This window comes from Rhizobium sp. CB3171 (assembly GCF_029714265.1).
Lineage (GTDB): Bacteria > Pseudomonadota > Alphaproteobacteria > Rhizobiales > Rhizobiaceae > Rhizobium.
Window position 1 is genome coordinate 37,388 of the sequence record NZ_CP121657.1, and the last position, 22,450, is coordinate 59,837.

13 protein-coding genes and 1 pseudogene are annotated in these 22,450 nt (G+C 59.6%); 5 read left to right on the forward strand and 9 right to left on the reverse strand.

The features are described 5' to 3' along the window. Nucleotides 1–4: 4 nt before the first annotated feature. The 5 genes from QA648_RS37140 to ligD form a co-directional block, all read right to left on the reverse strand. Nucleotides 5–6,856, reverse strand: a complete 6,852-nt coding sequence (locus QA648_RS37140) for a hemagglutinin repeat-containing protein (protein WP_349254348.1) — start codon at nt 6,854–6,856, stop codon at nt 5–7. Beyond that, a complete protein-coding gene (locus tag QA648_RS36510; RefSeq protein ID WP_283055155.1) occupies nt 6,846–11,990 on the reverse strand; it encodes a filamentous hemagglutinin N-terminal domain-containing protein in 5,145 nt (1,714 codons plus the stop codon). The genes QA648_RS37140 and QA648_RS36510 overlap by 11 nt, the downstream gene beginning before the upstream one ends. Nucleotides 11,991–12,262: 272 nt before the next feature. Continuing rightward, nucleotides 12,263–12,970 (reverse strand): DUF746 domain-containing protein, encoded by a 708-nt coding sequence (locus QA648_RS36515; protein WP_283055156.1) that lies wholly within the window; start codon nt 12,968–12,970, stop codon nt 12,263–12,265. Between the two features lie 107 nt (nt 12,971–13,077). Continuing rightward, a complete protein-coding gene (locus QA648_RS36520) occupies nt 13,078–13,470 on the reverse strand; it encodes a hypothetical protein (RefSeq protein ID WP_283055157.1) in 393 nt (130 codons plus the stop codon). Between the two features lie 273 nt (nt 13,471–13,743). After that, nucleotides 13,744–14,817: a non-homologous end-joining DNA ligase gene (gene ligD, locus QA648_RS36525; RefSeq protein WP_283055082.1), complete on the reverse strand. Its 1,074-nt coding sequence runs from the start codon at nt 14,815–14,817 to the stop codon at nt 13,744–13,746. 468 nt (nt 14,818–15,285) lie between these two features. On the opposite strand from ligD, the pseudogene QA648_RS36530 reads away from it, so the two are divergent. Beyond that, nucleotides 15,286–15,420, forward strand: a pseudogene (locus tag QA648_RS36530) (IS110 family transposase); the annotation flags it as partial. 93 nt (nt 15,421–15,513) lie between these two features. On the opposite strand, the gene QA648_RS36535 reads toward QA648_RS36530, so the two are convergent. After that, a complete protein-coding gene (locus QA648_RS36535; protein WP_283055083.1) occupies nt 15,514–15,708 on the reverse strand; it encodes a hypothetical protein in 195 nt (64 codons plus the stop codon). Nucleotides 15,709–16,204: 496 nt separating this feature from the next. After that, a complete protein-coding gene (locus QA648_RS36540) occupies nt 16,205–16,564 on the reverse strand; it encodes a cupin domain-containing protein (protein WP_283055085.1) in 360 nt (119 codons plus the stop codon). Between the two features lie 414 nt (nt 16,565–16,978). On the opposite strand from QA648_RS36540, the gene QA648_RS36545 reads away from it, so the two are divergent. Continuing rightward, nucleotides 16,979–17,965 carry a helix-turn-helix transcriptional regulator gene (locus QA648_RS36545; protein WP_283055086.1) on the forward strand — a complete coding sequence of 329 codons (987 nt, stop codon included), beginning with the start codon at nt 16,979–16,981 and terminating at the stop codon, nt 17,963–17,965. Between the two features lie 14 nt (nt 17,966–17,979). Here the strand turns inward: QA648_RS36545 and QA648_RS36550 are convergent, their stop codons facing one another. Both QA648_RS36550 and QA648_RS36555 read right to left on the reverse strand, forming a co-directional pair. Then, entirely contained in the window at nt 17,980–18,708 is a 729-nt protein-coding gene (locus QA648_RS36550) for an iron-containing redox enzyme family protein (protein ID WP_283055087.1), read from the reverse strand. Further along, on the reverse strand, nt 18,677–19,264 hold the full coding sequence (locus QA648_RS36555; RefSeq protein ID WP_283055088.1) for a hypothetical protein: 588 nt from the start codon (nt 19,262–19,264) through the stop codon (nt 18,677–18,679). Before QA648_RS36555 ends, QA648_RS36550 begins: the two co-directional genes overlap by 32 nt. Nucleotides 19,265–19,706: 442 nt before the next feature. Here QA648_RS36555 and QA648_RS36560 point away from each other — a divergent pair, with 442 nt between their 5' ends. The 3 genes from QA648_RS36560 to QA648_RS36570 all read left to right on the forward strand — a co-directional run bounded on the left by QA648_RS36560 (nt 19,707) and on the right by QA648_RS36570 (nt 22,183). Then, nucleotides 19,707–20,819 carry a helix-turn-helix transcriptional regulator gene (locus QA648_RS36560; protein ID WP_283055089.1) on the forward strand — a complete coding sequence of 371 codons (1,113 nt, stop codon included), beginning with the start codon at nt 19,707–19,709 and terminating at the stop codon, nt 20,817–20,819. Between the two features lie 255 nt (nt 20,820–21,074). Next, nucleotides 21,075–21,368 (forward strand): hypothetical protein, encoded by a 294-nt coding sequence (locus tag QA648_RS36565; protein WP_283055091.1) that lies wholly within the window; start codon nt 21,075–21,077, stop codon nt 21,366–21,368. Between the two features lie 35 nt (nt 21,369–21,403). Continuing rightward, entirely contained in the window at nt 21,404–22,183 is a 780-nt protein-coding gene (locus QA648_RS36570) for a hypothetical protein (protein ID WP_283055092.1), read from the forward strand. Nucleotides 22,184–22,450 lie beyond the last annotated feature (267 nt).

Here is a 22,450-nt window from a genome sequence, read left to right on the forward strand (position 1 = left end):
TGAATTAGGGATAGATTACTATGTTGACCTGTACGCCCTTCGAGATACCGTACTGCACCGCTTGAGAAATTACCTGCTGCTGCGCGGCTGAACCAGAGTTCGGTACCACAAGGTCTAGGCCTCGGCCAGTGATTTGCGAGGGAAGAATGGTCGTACCTGCCCATCCTTTCGCGGTCGTTCCATTATAGCCGGCCACGCTATCGATATAACCGTTTAGCGTTCGGCTTAAGGTAGCTGTGCTTTGATAAGAGCTTGCATCGACGTTCAAGCTCTTAATACTCGTTGCCATGCCGTTTACGAATTTATCGATGACCGGAAAATTCGGAGGAAGGTTCTGTCCGTTCGCCTGCTCGATCAAGACACCCCGTACAAAAGGATTCAGATCCCACACACTGTTGCCAGAGCTGCCGCCAGCCACCTCCTTAATAGCCCGAGGCGACAAAGCCTCAGCGGCGGCACCCAGTATGCCGCTCATGAGATCCCATGGCGCAAGGTTACTCTCCACCTGGGCGATGGCTTGGTTTCCGCCGGTAATCCCGTCTGAAGCGTTAGCAAGCGTAGTCGCTATGTTCTTATCGGAGTGCTCGGTGACGTAGACCTGGGTAGCCAGATTATAGAGATTGAGAACCTGAGCGAAATATTGGGCATTGATCGACGTGTCATAGTATGCGCTGCCGTTCGCCCGGAAATATTGTTGCCCACAGCTCGTACCCGTGGCGCAGGCCTCCGGCCCCTTAGGCGCAATGCTATCGAGAAATTCAGCAGCTGCATCGTCTTGCTCTAAATCGGCGCCAGTAACGTCTACTTGCTTAAGCGCTTGTAGCGTCAGCATCCCGATCGCGGCATTGACCGCGGCGGGGCTGCAGCCCGACGCGCTGGCGGCATTGCCGCAAAGACCCTCCTGATATGCAAACTGGGCTGCATTGCTCTGAATGAGTGTTGCTTCAGCGATATGGAGTTGACGGTTGTACTTCTCCGCGTCCAATGTGGTCGCAGCACCCTGCGTACCGCCGGCAGCCATGCCAACGAGCGCCGCTGCCCACTGACCCAGTGCATTGCGCTCGTCCTGCGTAAGGTTAGGATTGTCCGCCAGCGCCTTGTCAACGATGGCACCAATTAGCTCCTGTGCAGCACCGGACAAAGCTCCTGTGCCGACGTTGCCACCCGAGACGAGTGCCGTGAGTGCGCCTGCGGCAGCATGCAAAGCCACTTTCTCGGTGCCGCCTTCGGCAAGCTGGTATTTCTGTGCAAGATAGCCAATTGCCATGTTCATGAGCTGCGACAGTGCCGCGGCGCTCTGTTCCTGGGCTTTCAGCTTATCAATATCGAAGGGATCGACCTGGGTACTAGCCTTCGAAGCGTCGGTATTGAGGCTGGACAGATCCTGACTCTGGCTCGCCAGAGTCCAGTTGCCCGGCGTAATTGTCGCCAGCGTTTGGCCGTGATCATCCTGTTTGGCCGGCTGCCCGACGACCGGCACGGGGATCCCGGGGCCGATCAGGCTGACGCCATAGCTGGTCGAGGACGCCGACATCGAGTTTTCGATGTTGGAATAGAGGATCTGGTTGGCGGTCAGATCATTGTTCTTGGGATCGGCGCTTGAGCCGATGAAACCGCCGACAAGCTCGATCGTACCGTCGGTTGAAACGTGATAGCCGCCGGAACCGGCAAAGATGCCGCTCTGTTGCGTAACATTGGCGTACTCACCGGTGATACTGCCCTGATTGTAGCCACCTCCGATGATTGAACCCTTCGGGCTCGGTCCGATGCTGAGCGAAGCACTCTTATTGTTCTCGTTGTAGTTGGCCGTGTCCTGGCGGCTCTCAATGACGATGCCGTTCTTGGCCGCGGCGTTGACCGTGCCACCGGAAAGCGCCGCGCCGGCAAGTTTCAGCGTGTCGCCGGAAACGACCGTGACCGTGTTCGTGCCGGAGACATTCGAATTCACCTGGGTGACTGAACTGCCGTTCGCTCCGTCGCTGGCATAGCTACCGCTTGCGGCAAAACCGGCGCTCGGTTGCGTCCCGAGGTTCCAGCTATAGCCGAGACTGGCGCTACCCGATTTGCTGCTGTTCTTGTTGTCGGAGGTCGCTGGTACACTTTCCAGGTCGGCATTGCCGGCCGCCGTGATCAGCACGTTCCCGTTGTTGGGGTCATCGGAGGTCGTCGGTGTTTGACCATCTTTGCCCATGCCGGCACTGATCTGCACACCGCGGCCGACCACATCGCCCGATTGGGCTATAATGGTCACCGAGCTGCCCCGAATGGCGGGCGGAACCGGGATCGAGGTCGTCGACTGCGAGGAACTTTCACTGAAGCTGTAGCCGGCGGTGATCGAGATCGAGGCGAAATTGCCGGTGGTCTTGCCAGTATCGGGATTCGGAATGATGCTTTGAAGGGCCTGATAGCCATTGACGCCAGCTAGAACCGCAGGTGCGATCCCATAAATGCCGTTATCACTGGATAGGAGGCTGCCCGCCTGCATCGCCTGTTGCCCGGCAGCAATCAGGGACGACGACACTGTCAGGCTAACACCGGCAAAGCTCTTCTTCTGCATTTCGGAGGCGTTGGTGACGTCGTTGCTTGAGAGTATATTGACGTCGTCACCGGCAATTAGACTGATCGCGCCAGCAGCGAGAATCTTTCCAGATTGGTCGTTAACGTTGCGGTTGGCAACGATGGAGATGTTGCCATCGGAGTCCAACGTACTGACTGCATTGATATTTGCGTCCTTCGATCGCTTCTCTTCGGAAGTGCCTACGCCGATGCCGACCGAGACGCTGCCGCTGCCAGAGGAGAAGTTGATGCCGAAGCCAGCGTGTTTCGTCTGGCTGGAAGAGGATTGCTCCTCCGCCCCCGGTGCGATGTTGACGTCGCGCGCCGATGCGATCTCCGTTCCAGTGCCGGAATGCGATGAGGAGCCGAAGATGTTGACGTCGCCTTGCGTCGAGGTGATCGTCGTCGTGCCACCCGACGACAACGTCGAACCGACATTGTCGGTCTCGGTCTGACTGCTCTTCGAATCCTTCGATCCATAGATCGAGATAAACCCGCCGCCGGAGCCGACGCCGATGCCGGACTTTTTGGTCTGCTTGTCGCTCTCGTGCTCCTCCTCTGCCGCCATGATGGTGACAGTCGAGCCGGAGAGGCTGAGATTGTCGCCGGCGGCGATGCTGGAGCCGGAAACAACAGCCTCACCGCCTGCGGTGACGTTAACGTCGCCAGATGCCGAGATCGAGGAGCCGACAGTGTCCTCGTCATAGGTGTGGGTGTGGGTCTTCGACGACGACAGGAAGCCGCTGGACTTGCTGTCGGAGGTGGTCTCGTCGGTATCCTTACCGGAGGCGATGACGATGTTGCCGGCGGCACTGATCTTGGCATCCGCCGTATGGCTTGCATCGCCGGCGGTGACGTCGGAGGCCGAGATGGTGACGTTGCCGCCGGTGGAAGCGATGGTGACGCCGGTCTGACCGGAGATCGACGAGCCCTCAGCCGTGGTCGTCGCTTCGCTGCCCTTGGTGTTTCCGGACTTGCTGGAAGACGAAGCGCTGTCGATGGCCTCACCGATAGTGATGTCACCCTTGGCGACCAGGGTGGCGGTGCCTCCCTTGGCGGCAACATCGGACCCGATGACGCTGATCGCTCCGTTGTCGGCTTGAACCGTCACACTGCCGTTGCCTGAAGTGATCGACGAGCCGTTGCTGGTCACCGAAGTCGAGGACGAGCTGCCGCCCTTGTAGCCGGTGGCTATACCGGCGATGGTCTTGGACTGGCTCGTGGTCTGATCTTCAGTCGCCGTGATCGCGATGTTGCCTTTGGTCGAGACGATGTCGAGATTGCCCTTGGCATCGAGCGCCGAGCCGGCAATCAGCACGCCCTGATTGCCCGACACGGTCATGGTGCCGCCGGCGATCAGCGACGAGCCCTGCTGGATCTGGCTGGTGGTGGTGGTGATGGTGCCGCCCTGGGCAAGGCTCAGCCGGTCCTTGCTGAGGACGGTGTTCTCCGCGCCGGCGGAGATGATGTTGACCGAGCCATTCGAGGAAAGCACGGAGAGATCGCCGTCGACCTTGGCGGAACTTGCGATGATGTTGACGCCATTCGTGCCGGCGACGGTGAGATTGCCGCCCGTCGTCACCGTGGTGCCGATGAGGGCCTCAGTGCCGCCATTGTCCTGCTTGACGGCGCCAAGCGTCACTGTCTTGCCGGAAAGCTCGGCCGAGCCGCCAGCGGCGACCTTCGTCCCAGAAAGCGTCAGGCTGCCGGCGCCGGCATCGACCTTCAGATTGCCGCCGGCGGTGATGCCGCCACTGGATGCGACAACGGTCTGGCCGCCGATGTTCATCGTCTGGGCGGCGAGCGTAATGCCATTGCTGGCATTGAGGTTCATGTTGCCGCCGGCAAGGAAGACGCCGCCATTGGCCTTGATGTCGGTGGCATTGATGGTCATGCCGTCGGCGGCGGCAATCGCGCCGGAATTGTTGAGGGAGCCGGCATCGATGCTGACCGTGTTGCCGGCAATAACCGCGGCGCTGTTGTTGACCTTGGCACGATCGGCGGCCGAGAGGTAGACGACCGGCACCAGCACCTGCGCGCCATCGACGACCTCGGTCTGGTAGATGACGATCGACTGGGTGAGCGAGGCCGCCTGCTGTGGCGTCAGCCCCTGGCCGAGGCCAAGGCCATTGGCCTCGGCATAGGCGACACCATTGTCGAGCAGCGTCTTCATCTGGTCGGTGGCATTGTTGCCGGGGATGAAGGAGCCGGCGCCAAGACCATCGCCACCCAGTTGCCGCATCTGTTCGTCGACGAGCTGGTTGTCGAAATAGGCGTCGCCGAGGAAGGGGACCTGGGTCTCCGGCGTATAGCCGATGCGGTCGATAAAATAACCCGAGCCGTAGAACTTCGAGACGTCGAGGAAGGCTGCCCGCGTTTCGAACAGGAAGACCTGGCCGGGAACGGTGCCGCCGACGCCGCCGGATTGCGGCTTGGCGACCGAGGCAAGCTGAGCGCCGTTTACCTGCAGCATCTGGGCAAGGTTGCCGCTGCTGCCGATGGCGGCGGTCAGCTTGCCCATCAGGCTGTTCGCACTGATCGCAGCGCCGCCGGTCGTCAGGCTGCTGCCATTGATCGAGGCACCGCCGGCGGCCGTCAGGCTGTTGCCATTGACCGCTGGGCCGTTGCCGATCGTTGTGCTGCCACCCGTCAAGGACGGGCCGCTGGTGAGGCTGGCGCTGCCATTGGCGGCGACGCTGGTGAGGGCAGCGTTGACGTTGAACAGCGCACCGCCGGCCGTCATGCTGTTTAAGGCGCCAAGCGGATTGCTCGTCGTCGCCGCAGCATCGATGGCAACCCCGCCGGCGATCGAGCCATTGGCGGCGACGTTGTTGACAGTGCCGCCGCCATTGATGGTCAGCGCGCCGCGCGCCTCGATGACGCCAGAGATGGCGCCGATCGCCTGCAGGCTCACCGTCGAGCCGGCGGCAAGGTCCTTGGAAGCGTCACGATTGCCGTTGGGGTTGTCGGAATAGGTAAGCGACGGATCGTTGCTGCCGATGCAAGGGTTGTTGGGGCCACTGCAATCCGGACCGCCCTGCGTCGTGTCGGAGGTGATGACGTCAGGATAATATTGGCAGGGGGTGGCGCTGTCGCAGGTGGTCGTGGTGGTGCGGTTCAGCGTCGCGCCGTCATTGGTCAGCGTGCCTGCAACGGTCAGCAGCATGTTGCTGTCGGACTCGATCGAGCTATAGGCGTTGGTCAGATTGATCGCGTTGATGGTCAGGGGACCACCGGCACGGATCTTGGCCGAGGCGCCGGCGCCCGAGATCAGTTGATCCTGCGAGACGATCTGGCTCACCAGATGATCGACGGTCTCCGTCCAGGCATAGGTCGGCTCATGTTGTCCCGAGCCTGTGCCGCACCGCGTCTCGCACTTGTAGGTCTCGGTGATGAGGTCATAGGCGCTGAGGATGGTGTTGGAGATCTGCACATTGCGCTGGATCACCGGTCCGGAGGTCGTGGTGTTGGTCAACCCATTGGTCAGGATCGACATCTCGCCGCCGGACTGAATGAGGCCGGCGGCGTTGACGACGGCGCCGTTGCGGCCGCCGCCGCCCGGGCCGGCGATGGTCAGACCGTTGCCGGAAAGGATGGCCCCCTGGTCGTTGGTGAGCACACCGCCGACGAAGAGGTTGGCGTTGTTGCCGGTAAAGACCAGGCCGGAAGGGCTGTTGTAGAAATCCCCCGATACGTTGAAGGTGAGATCGTTGCCGGCGGCAAGCTGACCGGTGTTGGCGAGCGACGGCAGGCTGAGCGTCAGGTCGTGCGCGGCCAGCAGCGAGGTGCCTGCCGTCGTGGTAAGACCCGCGGCGGAGATCGCGATATCGCCGGAGCCGCCGCCATTGGTGACGGCGCTGACGTCGGCATTGGAGAGGTCGGCATTGCCGGAAAGATTGAGCGTCAGGCCGCCGAAGACGAGATTGCTGCCGGAAAGATTGGCGGAAGAGGCGTTGACGATCAAGGTGCCGGCGCCGGCAATGGCACTGCCTCGGCTGCCGGAGAGATCGAGGGCACCGGTGGTGAGGGTGAGATTGCCGCCGACACGGGTGGTGCTGGTATAGCTGATCGAACCGGGTGCGGTGAGCGTGGCATTGCCGAGGCTCTGCAGGCTGGCATAGCCGATGTTCTGCGTTGCGGTTGCGGCAAGACTGCCGCCGGAGAGCAATACGTTGGCATTGATGCTGCCGCTGGAGGCGGCAAGCGTCATCGCGCCGGTATGCTGCAGCATCAGGCTGCCGCCTGAGGCCGCATTGGTGGCGGCAAAGTCGACGCCGGACACCAGCGTATCAATCGTCATCGATCGGGCGGACAGAGTGGCGTTGCGGGTGGCAAGCGACTGGCCGGTGAGGGTGATCGCATTGCCGGCATTCACCGTCAGGTCGCCGTGGGCGACGGCATTGGCGCTGACATTGCCCGCCGCATTGGCGGTGATGCTGCCGGCGGCCATCAGGCTGTTGACGGCTATGTTGCCGGAGGTTGCCGAGAGAGAGAGCGCCCGTCTGGCCGAGGACAATGTTGCCGCTTGCCGATTGGCTGGTGGCGGCAAAATCGACACCGGCGACGATGACATTGCCGCTGATGCCGGAGCCGGTGATCGACACGTCGCTTCCGCCAAGAAGCTGGCCGTTGATCGCAACCGCGCCAGGACTGGTGGACGAACCGATCGCAACGGTGCCGTGGCTGGTGATGTTGCCGCCGGTAAAGGCGCTCGCCGCCACATCGAGGATGCCGGCGACGATCAACGTGCCGGCGGTGGCACTTCCTGCGGTGATATCGAGATCGCCGCTAGACCCGAGAGCGATGGCGCCGTTGGACGATTGCGCCGTGGCGGCAAAGTCGACGCCGGTGACGGCCTGACTGACCTGGACGGTCTGGCCGGACAGTGAGACATCGTCGGCGCTCAGAAGCTGGCCGGTGACAGCAACGCTATTGCTGCCGGTAAGGGTGACATCGCCATGGGCGGTGACGGCGCCGGCGGAGATGGTGGCGGCACTGGCGTCGATATCGCCGGCCGACAGCATGGTCGACGTTGCAAGACCGGCGGAGGCGTCAAGATCCATGGCGCCGGACGATGCCAGCACGATACTTCCGCCGGCGGCATTGGTGGCGGCAAAATCGATGCCGGAGATCAGGGTGGGGGCGCTGATGCTGCCGCCATTGATCGCGAGGTTGCCGGCGGCAAGCACCTGGTTGCTGACGTCGACATTGCCGCCGGCGGTGATCGCCACTTTGCCGTGGCTGGTAATGCTGTCGGCGGTAAGATCGGTGGCATGCGCCGTAAAGTCACCGGCAGACAACATGGTTTGCGAGACGACATCGCCGGTCGCGGTGAGGTTCATGGCGCCGGATGATCCGAGCACGATAGTGCCGCCGGCCGCCGTGGTGGCGGTAAAATCGATGCCGGAGATCAGGGTGGGGGCGCTGATGCTGCCGCCATTCAGTGTCAGGTCGCCGGCGGCGAGAATCTGGCTGCTGACATCGACATTGCCGACAACATCAACCTTGCCGTGGCTGGTGACGCTACTTGCCTGGAGATTGGCCGCTGTCGCCGTCAAATCACCGGCCGACAGGATGGTGCCGGCCACGGCATTGCCGGAGAGGGTGAGGTCCGTCGCGCCAGCCCCTCCAAGCACGATGTTGCCGCCGGCGGCATTGGTAGCATCGAAATCGATGCCGGAAACGAGGGTCTGCGCGGATAGGCTTTGGCCGCGGATCGACACATTACCCGCGCCCAGAATTTGGCCGCTGACGTCGATGGCGCCGCCGAGCGTGACGTCACCATGGGCTGTGATCGCATCGGCGGTGACGGCGCCCCCGCTGGCACTGAGATGACTGGCCGACAACAGAGTGCCGGCATTGATATTGCCGGTCGAGGCCAGCGTCAGATCGCCACTGCTGGCGAGCGTGATGTTGCCCCCACCAGCCGCCGTCGCGGCGAAGTCGACGCCGGAAACGATGGTGCCTGCCTTGATACTAGAGCCGGAGATGGTGACGTCGCCGCCACCAAGGATCTGGCCGCTAATATCGCTCGCACCAGAAAGGGAGATGTCCTTGTGACCGGTGATCGCGTCGGCGGTAACGGTTGCGCCACTGACGTCGATCGCACCGGCGGCCTGGATGGTTGATGCCGCCGCCGCACCGCTGACCGACACCGAGAGGTCGCCGCTCTGGCCAAGCACGACATCGCCGCCGGACGCATTGCTGGCGTCGAAGTCGATGCCGGCAACGACGGTCTGGGCTGACAGGCTCTGGCCGGTGATCGAGACGTTGCCGGAGCTGAGGATCTGACCGCTGACGCTAATGGCGCCGCCAAGCGTCATGTCTCCATGGGCCGTGACCGTATCGGCAGTGACCGTCACACCACTGGCACTGAGATCGCCTGCCGATAGCAACGTGCCTGCATCAAGCACGCCGGTCGCGGCAAGTGTCAGGTCACCGCTGCTGGCGAGCACAATGCCGCCGTTGGCGGCTGCCGTCGCCGCGAAATCGACTCCGGAAACGATGGCGCCGGCCTTGATGCTGGAACCGGAGATGCTGACGTCGCTGCCGCCAAGGATCTGGCCGGTTACGTCTACGCGACCGCTTGCGGTCGTCGTGCTGGTGGCACCGGACAGTGTGATGTCCTTGTGGCCGGTGATCGCGTCGGCGGTAATGGAAGCCGCATTAATGTCGATCGCACCAGCGGCCTCGATGGTCGACGCCGCCATGCCACCGTTGACCGAGACTGAGAGGTCGCCAGTCTGGCCAAGCACGACGGTGCCGCCGGCGGCATTGGTAGCATCGAAGTCGATACCGGCGACGAGGGTCTGCACAGACAAGCTCTGGCCAGTGATCGATATGTTGCCGGCGCCAAGGATCTGGTCGGTAACGTCCACGCGACCGCTTGCGGTCGTCGTGCCGATTGCGCCGCCGAGCATCATGTCGCCATGGGCGGAGATATCATCGGCCGCAATGGTCGCGGCGCTGGCAGTAAGATCGCCTGACGACAGCAGCGTTCCGGCATTGAGCGCGCCGGAGGCCGTCAATGTCAGATTGCCGGTTCCGGCTGCCGTGGCACCAAGGACAATCGTGCCGCCGGCCGCATTGGTGGCGGCGATATCGACGCCGGAGACGAGGGCATCGGCCGCGATGCTGGAACCGGAGACGCTGACATTGCCGGCGCCGAGGACCTGGCCGCTGATGTCAATACGACCGCTGCCGGCCGTCGTGTTGGTGGTGCCGGCAAGGGTGATGTCCTTATGGCCGGTGATGGTGTCGGCAGTGATCGTCTGACCGACCGCATCGATCGCGCCGGCCGACAGGATGGTGCCCGCCTTTATGGCGCCGGCGCTGTCGTTGATGATCAGGTCGCCGCTATTCGCCAATACGATATTGCCGCCGGCCGCCTGGGTCGCGGCAAAGTCGACGCCGGAGGCGAGAAGAGCGGCGCTGACGCCATTGGTGTTGCCGTTGATGGTAACGGTGCCGGCAGCAAGCAGTTGGCTGCTGACATTAACGCCGCCATCGATGTCGACATTGCCATGGCTCGTCAGATTGGTCGACTGCAGCAGTGCCGCCTGGGCCGTCAGATCACCGGCCGACAGCAGTGTATCGACGTCGATCGTGCCGGCACCGGCGGTCAGATCGAGCGTGCCCGAAGACCCGAGAGCGATAGTGCCGCCCGCTGCATCGGTGGCGGTAAAATCGACGCCCGAAGCAATTGTTGTCGCCTGAATGCCTTGGCCGTTGATGGAGACATCGCCCGAGGCGAGAAGCTGGCCGGAAATGTTGGTGGCGGCGTTGATGCCGACAGCACCATGCGAAGTGACATTTTGGGCCGTCAGCGACGTCGCATCGACCGTGATGTTGCCGGAGGACAGCAGGCTTGCGGCGCTGACTGCACCACCGGTCGCCGTCAGTTGCAGGTCGGCAGCACTCGCCAGCACGGTTTTGCCGGCCGCATCCGCCTGGGTTGCGGCGATGTCGAGGCCGGAGACGGTGGCGCCGGTTGAGATCGACCGGCCGGTGGCGGCAATTGTACCCTGAGCAAAGACTGTGCCGGCAATGGAAATATCGAGGCCGGCATTGAGGCCGATATTGTTGTAGCTCAGCAGTGAAGCGGCCGAGATCGAACCGGAGGTCGCGGTGATCGACAGCGCACCCGTGCTGTTGGCAGATCCCGTCAAACCGATATTGCCGGCAGAGGCCAAAAGCGTCGCCGTTCCCCCGGCCGTGACATTGGCGGCGGCAATACCGCCGGCCGAGCTCATCACCAGATTGGCGGCACTGTTGCTGTCACCCGAAACACTCAACAGGCCGCTGCCGCTCGACAGGGTAATATCGTCGTCGGCCGCGACCGACTGCAGGGTAATACCCTGATCGGCCTGAATGGCGAGTTTTGCCTTCGAGCTCACCTTGGCCGCCGTCACCTTCTGCTTCGAGGTGATGCTGACGCCCTGGCTGCCCGAGGCATTGCCGATCGAGATCTTGCCATCGGCCGACAGCGACAGTTCGCCGGCATTGGCGGCCATGTCGCCACTCATGTTGACGCCGGCACCCTTCTCGGTGACGACGATCTTGATGCGGTCGGCCTGCATGGCGCCAAGCGCCGTACCGTCGATGGCATATTCCGGTGTGCCGGACGTCGCCGTCAGCGCTGTGGCCTCACCGGTCGCATAGTTGTACTGACTGGCGCCGCCCGTCAGACGGACGGTCTTGCCATAGATCGGCGCATTGACGTGGATGTTGCGCGCAACGACATCGAACAGGTCGACGGCACCGGGGCTGGCGGCAAAATTGCCCCCTGCCCCTTCGAAGGTGACATCGCCGCCATTGACGGTGAAACCGGTCAGGCTGCCGTCGGCACCGATATTCGGCACACCGGTGGTCAGAGTGGCATGCGGCGTGTTGATGAAGCCGCAGCCATTGCAGGTGATTCCGTTAGGGTTAGCCACTATGACATCGGCGCGACCACCGAACACTTCTATTGGACCATTCAGCGCCGAGCGATTGGAACTGGTCACCTCGTTCAAAATGACCGAAGCCGGGTTCGAGGCATTGAGGTTGGGATTGCCAGGTGTTACGCCGCCAAGGTTCGAGGTGCCCTGCTCGCCCTTGAAATTGTTGAGGATCGCGCCCTGGGTGCCGACCGAGAAACTGTCATATTTGTTGTGTGACAGGCCGGCAGCATTCGGGGTAACGATATCGATCAGCGGCACGCCGTTGGGTGCTGCGCCGACACTCGGCTGGTTGGCGGCGGGCGCCGTGGTACTTGCCGATATCGATTGAGCGTTGGCAATCGCCGGCTGCAAAAACAGAAGCGCGCTGAGAGTGACGGCCAGCGATTGCTGTCCGAGGCGCAGGAGCCGCTGAATGGCATTGCTTGCCGAGGACCGAAAGACAATCCGCTCATTGAACGATTTGCCGGAATCCTGCCTTGAATGTTTATGCACGATACGCTCTCGCCCTTTTGAGGCTAGGCCACCTCCGCGGATCTCGCAGGACAATGTCGCCTATATCTTGCCTCGCCCGGACCGCGTCATGCGGCACCCTGTTGATGGTTTGTCTTGATGGACTCGGCGGCAAACGTCAATTCACTACACGGATATGGAGAGCAAATTTTGAGGAGTTCGCGTGAATTTGGTAAAGCCAGTGTGAATTTTGCACCAATGACTTTGCCTAACGCGGCAGAAACATGCATAGCGGATATTTCTTCGAAGGTGCGTCAGCTCTTGCGGCGCGATGACGGTGGGCGGGCTATGACGCGATGTTCGAGCACGAAACCAGGCTCTTGCTCACGCAGCACGTTTGACAGGCGGGCAAACTGCCCGCAGGCATTACAACGGAACAGGCGGCCGCCATCGTCGGAAGCAAATCCGCGATAGTGCATGTGATCTGTTTCGCCACAGTTCGGGCATGGGATATCAGGTCGGATCTCCATGCCAAGCCGCACCTTTGCGTCCCAATGGCCGGTCGGATCGAGCTGCAAGATCCACTCACGCGTTCGTTCGATCCAGCGCTTTACCGTGACGGCCTTCACGCCGATAGCCTCGGCTGCTTCGGTGACTGGCCGCTGTTGCGACAGCAGGCAGATAAACAGGCTAAGCTTCCGAAACTTCAGGCCCGACAGCGGTGTCCCGGTGGTGCGGCGGAAATGTATTTCGCACGTTTGACAGGTGAACACGGGTATAACGGGCCTGGGAGGTGAAGCACGCGCCTTGAGGACCGTCTCTCCGCCTTGACAATGTGGACAACGTGGCGGCGCTTCGGACAGAGACAGGATCTCGTCGAACCGGCCCTGCAGCCAGACACTGAAGGCCTTGTCTTCCGTCTCGGGAATGGGCCGATAGTGTCCCGTCCGCGGCAGCATGGGATCGAAGGTGCGTTTCGGAAGGGCGGCTTTCGTCATTTCGGCACCGTATCGACCAGTCATTACGCCGTCCATATCGGCGGGGAGGATATCCCAAGCAGATCGGGATTAGCTTGAGCAATCGTATTCATGGGGTTCGAGTAGCAACGCAACAGAAAACATAAGAGCGGTCAGCACCAGCGGCCGAGCTCCTTGAGCCTTTTCCTATGGCATTTGAGGTGATGCTTCATCAGCTTGATGTCATGGAGATAATCATGCTCTGGCTGAAATTCGTAATCCGGATCGATGTGGAAGTGGTTGCGAGTAAAACACTCGAACAGATTGATGCCATCCCAGGTGTCGATAACCTGTTCGAGGCTTTTCGCCAAATGATGCAACGCCGAGCCAGACTCGTCCTCATCCCTCATCTTGTGAAGCCGCAAATGGACGTGCTGGAGCATGTCGGTCCGCATGTACCTGTTCAAGAGCATGAGCGAGTGGCTCGGGGTTTTCGGAACTGCAAAACCCATCTTGTCTTCCGGTGGTAGAGCCGTGTCATCCGGGCGGTCGTCCTTGTCATTCATCATGTTTCTTTCGCAGATCTGCTCCGTGAGTGGTAGTCACGAGTTTTGCCCAAACGTCGCAACAAACCCCCGTTTGATCTGACGCTGTGCAGTGAAAATATCACGGGGCTCGCTTAGCGATGGCGACCACAGGAGCGCGTCTCCTGAACGCGCCCGTTCATCGAAACTTCTCGAACCTCCTCCCCCTAAAAGCAGTTTTTTCGGGCCGAGTGCGTCACTTGGCCGGATTATAATGTTCAAACGACCGACAGATGTGTTCTGAGAAGGGTGAATTCATATCCCCTCATCTTCCAGCCGGTAGACATCGGCATTGTCCTGAATCTCACGCAACCCTTTATATGAGGCGTGTCGCAGCTTGTTATCTGGCGTCCGCTGCCCAAATTCGATTTCCGCAATCAAGGTTGGCTGCACCCATACGACCCGTCGGTTTCCTTTATAGGGAACTGGCGGCACTTTTTGTCGCCATGGTAGCTTGTCCATGGTGGTCCTCAGAGCGACCGCAGTTCGCTCTTTGAAACCAGTTCCCACGCTACCCACGTAGCGTAGCTCGTCGCCGTGATATGCCGCGAGGAGTAGCGATGCAAAACCGCCGAATCCCCGACCTGGCTCATAACCGACGATGAAGAACGCTTCCGTCTGGACGCATTTGAGCTTGACCCAATCGCCGGTTCTCCCTGATCGATACCGGCTATCGCGTTTCTTGCCCACAATGCCCCCAAGGCCAAGGCGGCAGGCATGATCGAGCAGGACGGCCGGGTCAGTCTCGACCTCTTCAGACAGCCGGATCGCGCCGTTAGAGCCGAGCAGAGTTTCTTCCAGCAAGTGCCGCCGGTCTCGATACTCCATGCTCCGGAGATCGTGCCCGTCGAGATAGAGGAGATCGAACGCATAGAAGATCGCGTTTCTGGCCGCCTGATTGCCGGATCGTCGGCCGACCGCCCCCAGGCTGTTTTGAAGGGCGTTGAAATCCGAGCGGCCTTGTTCGTCCAAAACGACGCCTTCACCATCGAGGATCATGGTTGCGGGACCGAGCGCCCGAGCAGCCGCCTCGATAGCTGGAAATCGGTCCGCCCAGTTATAGCCACCGCGCGTCACGATACGCACGCCAGAATGCTCGATATGAACTGCGAGCCGGTATCCGTCCCATTTGATTTCCCACTGCCATTGGTCGCCAGCGGGCGGGCGTTGCTTGAGCAAGGCAAGCGCCGGTTCCACCCGTCGCGGCATGGGATCGAGAGGCAGGGCCGGTTGCGCCTTATCCCGTTTCCTGATCGGCCGAGATTGAAGAGGCCTGCTATTATCGAGCAGCAGCGGCTTGGATCGGGGAGAGCGAGGCCGTTTTGTCATGGTGACATGGCAGCACGAAATCCTTTAAGAGTCTCGCAGAACCTGACGGGACTATGCAAAAACCGTCATTGTAAACGAGAGGGGATCACATGAACGCCGATGACTTAGAAGAACTCCGGAAATCACTGCGCATCATCCCTCCGGAACCCAAACTCCCGCGTGAAAAGCGAGAGCCGGGGGCAATTCCATACACGAACGCCGAAAACCAAAAGCGGCGACGAGAACGCCTAAAGGCCATGAAAAAGGGCGACTAGCATAACGAAATCCCAGTTCCGCTGCATGCCTGGCGTATCGCTCGCGACGCTCCATGGCGTCGGTTCTTGCTAAGCCCCGGAACCGCCTCCTAAAATGGCTTTTCAGGCGTGCCACTTTGGTTGTTGGACAAGCTGTAAAGCGTATACAATTGTTGGCACTCTCTAGAATGTGAAAGAAGCCATTCCGGAGAGACAAACCACCAGTTCAGATTCTATAACCGCTGATGCGGTGGTGGTAGCCATCGACATTGCCAAGGTTCGCAACGAGGTGCTGACCGAGGCACTCGGCCAAAGACGCCTACGTCGGCTTTCGGTTCTCAACACGCGTGCGGAACACGATCGTCTGATGGAGGCGTTGCTGGGCTATGACGCCCCGTATGAGATTGCAACGAGCAAGAACCAAGGCATTGAATAAAGCCCGATCATCTTATCGGACATTCGATTATCGCTTAGGTTTGAGGGCGTTCCTCTGGATCAGGTCCTGGACATTCAACAGGTCAATCAAATATTCGGCCTCATCCTTTGTGAGATCCACTGCATGTCCGTCGACTACGACCGGCTGACCTGTAAAGACATCATTGATCGACCAGTAACCATTCCAGTTGTTCTTCTTAAGTTCGTAGCGCAGCGTGATCATGCGCTATTTTAGTCCACCATAAAAATTTCGATAAGGGGTCTGTGATCATCCATCTTGAGTAATCACGGCTTGAAAAACATACACTTCTCTTTCCATTAGTGTTATGAATGCATTGCGAGAATTGTCGACTTAGGTTTTACTTAGGCAAGATAAATAATATCTTGCCGACCAATTACTTTTCCGCCACCATTCCTCGTAGTTACTAAACCATGTAGTGGGCTGTTCTTTTCGTATCGTGAGTTACGTTCTGATCCAATTATTTTCAATAACCGGTCATTCGCTCAGCGGACGGTTGGTTAGCGGCTCAAATTGGTTATTCCAAGTAGGCCGATGTCCGCTATTTGGGGAAGTTGCAGCAATGTCGAAGCGGCGGTTTAAAGTTTGATCACCAAGAGGATCAACGGTTCTCATTCAGCGCTCTTTCGATCTTGACCAGTCCATAGCTCACCTTGTCAAAGGCCAGCGCCGATCGAACTCCCTCCCTGACCACAGCGCCTTAGGCTGTGCCAAGCGGCGGTCCTGTGAAGCGGAGGCTGTGCCTCTCGGCAGATTTCGCGATCCGGTCCATATTCCGCGGGATTTCAAACTGACCTGCAGCCATATCGGCGAAAAAGCCTTCGAAGCCGCCCGGCGTCAAGATGACCAGGTGCCGTGAAGGTATGTCGCCGATGACGCGGAAGGTATGCTCCGTTCCTCGTGGCACGAAGACGGTCTCACCCGACTTCTTGATAAAGGTCCCACCCTCGATCCAAAATTCGCAGGAGCCGGAAAGAAGGACGATGGTCTCCTCCTCCCGTTCATGGATGTGTCGCGGCGGTCCGCTGCCGACGGGCGAGAGGCTGTCGACAATAGACATGCTAACCACACAAAGTGAGGAAGACGCCGATTAAATGCAAAACGACACCATGATCGAGAGCGCAATGAAGTTCGAGACGCCCATTCCGGCGAACGTGTCCAGATTGATCCGCCGATTGGCGTCGGGAGCCTGTTCCGGCGCATGAGCACATTGATTTAGTTTCCACCAATGCTAGCTTTGGGGGCACGTAAATTTGCGCAATCTACGTGTGAATCCGTCTTTAAATGACCATCAATTTGTGGGATGGTAATAGGAACGATTTTTATTCTATAACACTTGCGGAGAATTCGTCAATACATGGTTCTCGACGCTTCTTTAGTTGATTCTATTTACGAAGCTGCATTAATTCGGGAGCAATGGTCGTTCGTTCTCGGTCTTCTTTGCAAACTTTCCGGCGCCTGGGCTGGAGCCTTGGTGACATATGAAGGGATGGGGCGCGCGAATTCCGTAACCACGGATACCTATGCCCCGATTTTCGACGAGTTCACGCGTGCTCCGTCATCCTATGACAACGTCCGGGTGCCTCGGGCTATCGCGCTCCGCCATGCGGGCTTCATCAGCGACCTCGAGCTCCTTACTGCGGAGGAGCACGCGACGAACGACATCTATCAGAAGCTTCTACGGCCGCACGGTATCGAATGGGCGGCGGGCACGGTCATCACGACGCCTACGTTTGACTGTCTCGCATTTGAATTCGGCACCAAAATGGAAAGCGGTCCGTTCACGCGAGAGCGGCTCGATAGGCTTGATCTGTATCGTCCGCATCTCGCGCGAGCCGGATTGATCTCGGCGAGGCTAGGGCTCGAAAGAGCGAGAGGCATGGCCGATACGATCGGGAGCGTTGGTCTAGCGGCTGCGATTCTCGACCGAGGAGGGCGCGTGCTTGCCACAAATTCGCGGTTCGAATCCCTCGCTCCGCGGGTCGAAATCGTCGCCCGCGACCAGGTGTTCGTAGCGAACAAGTCAGCCGCCGGACTGTTACGCCAGTCTATCGAACAGAATGCCACGCAGAAGACGCCTAACGTGGCGTCGATCCCGGTTCCGGCGGTGGAGGATCATCACGCGTTGATAATCCACATAATTCCTGTCAGGCGCGCCGCCCATGACGTCTTCTTTGGCGCCGCAAGCATGCTGGTCGTCACTTCGGTCACTGCGCCGTCCGCCCCGCTGGCGGAGCTTCTTAACGGTCTTTTTGATCTATCGCCAGCGGAGGCCCGTGTCGCAAGACTCTTGAGCGAGGGCGACTCGGTCACCACCGCCGCGGGTCGCTTGTCGCTGTCGCGCGAAACGATCCGCAGCCATCTCAAGGCGGTGATGTCGAAGACAGGGGTCTCTCGGCAGGCCGATCTCGCACGCCTCCTCGCGGCGACGACGTCGCAGATCAGGGTCGAGCAGACCTAGCTCGGTCCCGCCGTCTAGCTGTCTCTCGCCGCTCTCTCGAACGCCTCGTCCCAGACAGGAAGCGGATAGACGGCGTGAAAATAGTCGAAACATCGCAACATCGCCTCTCCGCTTGCGGGATACCGGGTGACGACGTCGAGGATCAAGTGTTTCAAGAACACGGCGTGTTTGGCGTCCTCTGTTGCGTGCTCTATGACAAAGCGCAACCCCTCCCGCGGAAGATCGCGCCGCTCGATGACCGGGAGCGCCGCCTGGGTCACGAGTGCAGTCAATTGCTCGAAAAGATACTCAGCGCCCAGGTATCCTAATGGGTTTTCGATCATGGCCATCCGCCACCAGACCGCAGCGACTGCGAAGGTCGCGGGCGACGGAGGTAGCAGAGCATCCCTGTCGCTCCCTCCCACCTTGCCATGGTCCTCGCGCGCCCAGACGCCATGCTCGGCTTCTTCGGCCTTGTGGCAGCATAAGGCCTGGATCAGTTTCACATCGTGCTTCGGAAGCCTGCCGAACATATGAAACCCGGCTTCGGTCGTGTGCGACTGATACCAGACCACAGACCGGAATATCTCCCGGACCAGCGCCAGGATTTGCGGCTTCGGCGTATCTGAACTCGATATGAGCGTCCAGCCTCGCCATTTCTGAACCTCCTCAAAGATCGCCGCCACGCGGCGATCCAGTGCCTGAAATAATTCACGAGCTTCTTCGCTGTACTCAGATTGCTGTTTCAACACTTTCATGTTCATGGCGGAAACGTTCCTGGCTAATGAATTGATCGAGGGTTTTAAGGAGCGGCGACGAACAACGTAGGAGTGCTGTTCGATCAAAAGCATTGAGCACCATGATTTGAAGCAGGCCTGCCACGGGGTCGTGGTACTGGCCGCCCAACGGCGCAAACCCGAAACGTGCGAAGAGGGGAACTAGCTCCGCTCGCGCCGCCAGCAGACAGCGAAGCGCGCCGCTCTCCATCCCAACGCGATAGATCTCCCGAAGTACGACCGGGATTCGAAGCTTCATCCGATTATCGTCCACGACCGCAAAACGCGAGTTCAACACGGTGCCCTCAAGTTCCGCGTCGGTGAGACGAGAGTGTTCGACGATGAGGGAGAGGTGTCTGTCGGAAAGGCAGTCCGCTGCCGACGTCAGCCGCACGGATAGTCCGCACGTACCAGCAATCATGGCGTAGAAGTTGGCACTGACGAGATCGACGGGTTCGAGGAAGATCTTGTTTCGATGATCCGCGTGCTCGTAATTCTTGCCATCACGTTTAATGAAAAGCCGATATCTGAGTTCGCCGATCAATCGAAGGGTCCGAAGATCTGCGCACGCGTGAGGCGAAGACCCAGTGTCCCGTAGGAAAACCCCCTCCCGCCGGTTGTCGTTCCCGGCGACATTGTTGTCGATCTCAGTCGCGGTCTGGCTCACCCGAAAATCCCCATCGTTTGCGACGGTGATTGTCTGGAGTTTTTTGTCGGACAGCCTCCCCCAATAGGGTGAAATCGCTTGAGCCGTCCCGAAAAATTCGGTCGTACGAAGGCAAGATCGTTTGCCGCATCTACGGTGCAATCGCTTGATGTCCCCGGTATCTGTCAATTGCTTTGACCTGATGAAGCTACGAGGTAGTCTGAAGGCATCGGTAGCGGAAACGGATAAAATCCCAACCGACCGACGCGGTCTCCCCCAATTGGGTGAGTGCAAAGATCTCGCGTTATTGCAATGTTGAGCTGTAAGCGGACGGGGTCCCATGCGAACGAACGAAATTGACATTGCCGCGCTTGATCATGCGCTGGATATGATGTTCGAAGCCGCCATCGCTCCCGACCGATGGATCGGGGTGCTCGACGGCGTCTGTCGCGCCACGGGGTCGATTGGCGCCCACATCGTGCCTCTTACCGAAAGATTCGATCCAGGGGTGCCGGCCACGCCAAGCGTGATGGAGGCGATGGACGCCTACTTCCGCGAGGGATGGGATCAGCGCGACATCAGATTTTCCTTCGCCCGCTATGTCCAGAGCAAGGGTGTCGCCGTCGAACACGACCACGTTTCGGAAAGCGAGATGAACCGACTTCCTTATTACAACGATTTCCTCGGCCGACACGGGTTCAGGTACTCCTGCATGGTCGGGTTCTACTACGGCACCAACCTCCTGTCCTTTGGCCTTCAGCGCGGCGTCGGCGACCAGCCTTTCGATCGCAACGACGAGCGGATCCTCGTGCGCATGCAGTCTCGCCTCACCACGGCCATGCAAGTGTTCCACGGCCTGCAGTCGGCCAAGCAGGTCGGGATGAGCGAGGCGTTCGACATGGCGTCGCTGGCATGCGCCTTCTTCGATCGACATGGGCGGGTAACGAGGATCAATCAACGCGCAGAGAAGTTGCTCGGAAGCGATATCCGACTATCGAACGGCGAATTCCTTTCTCGAACCACGGCGGAGACCGTCGCGCTCCGCAACCACCTGAAGGCTGTCCTCGATCGTCGTCCGCTGACCGATCAGGCGGCGTCCTCCCCGGTCATGTTCTCGCGGGAAGGAAAACGGCCGGTGGTGTTTCGCATTCAAAGGCTCGCCGGGGCGGCTGCGGGCATCTTCAGTCACACAGCCGCCGTGGCGGTCATCACCGATCTCGGAATGAAATCGACGCTTCCGAGCAATGCGCTGCGCCGGATGTTCTCGTTGACGGCTCAGGAAGAGGCGATGGCGAGCCATCTAGGAAACGGTGTCGGGGCGAAGGAAATCGCCGACGTACACGAGTTGAACTACGAGACCGTCAGAACCCATGTGAAGAGCGTCATGCGCAAGATGGGGGCGAGCCGCCAATCCGAAATTGTCGCGTTGCTCGCACGACTGAACACCGTATGACCAGGCTTTGGCTGCGCCCACCCGCCCCACAGCGCTCTATTTGAAACGCAACTGGTAGGCGCAGCTCTTTTCATTCCGACGGTCCTCGGCCAGTTATTTTCCGCCGTCTCCCCCGATCAGGGGATTTCCGCATCGTCCGCGTTGGTATCGTTGATCCGTCATTAAACCAGTTGCTAGCCGACCAGGTCGACGGAGCAGCCAGACGCGTCGGGTCCCCATGAACTCAGGCGTTTGGAACAACAGGATACGGCAAAGATGAGGGCGTATACGCTAATTGCGGCAACAGCATTTCTCTCCATACCAACCAGTGTTCTAGCCTGTGACGACAAAGCGCTGGGCGACGCGCTGGCGGCCAAATGGAAGCCGAAAATCGAACAACAGGCGGGCAGTATTTGCGGGTCGGCCAAAGTTATGATCGATTTCCTCAAGGACTCCAAGAAAGCCATGGCCGCGTGTCTCCATGGGAAGTCGCTGAACGACGCCGACAGCGCGTTGGATGCTTCGATCCAGCAATGGCAGCAGACCAAGAACGACGCGTGCTCAGGCTAACTGCGTGATACCCCTTGATGTCGGAGCGGTACCCTATGACAAAGTTGAAAAGCATGCGAGGCTTCTTTGCCAGAATATCACCCGCGGCTGGGAGCTCCGACATCAAGGCCCTCGTGCCATCCGTCGCGACAATTCTCGGAACAGCATTCTTCGCTGCGAGTACGCTTTCATCCTCCCCGGTCCAGGCGGCTTGCTCTGACAGCCAACGCCTGCTCGCGGCGTCGAAGGAGGATTGCGCGAGAGACAGCAGCTATTGCGAAGACGTCCCTCTCTACCAGGAAGACGTAAACCGAGACTGCGGCGTGAGCCTTCAGGCAACCCGCAACAGGACGGCGGCAATCCAGCATCGTCAATCGATTGAAAGATCTCAGAAGCTGGCCGCAACGTCAAAGTCAAAGACAACGCTGACCTTGAAGTCCGGTTCCAAGGCTAACAACAATGGGGCCACCGCCGGGACAAGCACGACATCATCCGGTCTGACCCCGAAGCCTTTCCCCGTCCCGGACCCGAGTGAAAACGCCGAGAAGAACCTGCCTGCCTCCTGCGCCTATTTTACGAAACCCCCAGTCGACGCCAGCTACACCCACGTGTACTACCACCAGCCGGGCGCTCTGGTCTGCTACAATGGGAACGTCTACGAATGCGCAGAAAATAGGGAATGGAAGTTCAAGATGACCTGCGATCATTACTGGGGTGACGTCAGGGATATCGACGTCAACAAGCTCGAGAACAGCTCGATCAACACCAACATCTACTCGTCGGAAGGATCCAATTCACCTCCCGACGGAGATGCGGGAGAGGGGTCGGGAAATTGAATTTGTTAGAGCACAACTATCCACGACCGTCCGGTAGGTGCCCAGGAGCACCTGCAGATATTATGCCGGCACCTGAAGCAGGCCGCTCCGATGTAGCCAAGACATCACTCAATGCGACGCCTGCCAGTGAACCGTCGATGGTCCCAGCAAACTGCTATGGTTCGTACTCACGGAGCTTTTCTGGCTTTCGGGCGCAGAAGCGGGATCTTGCACAACGCGTACAGACCTCTATTTTCCGGCTTGGAGGATCGTTGCATGGCAATTAGA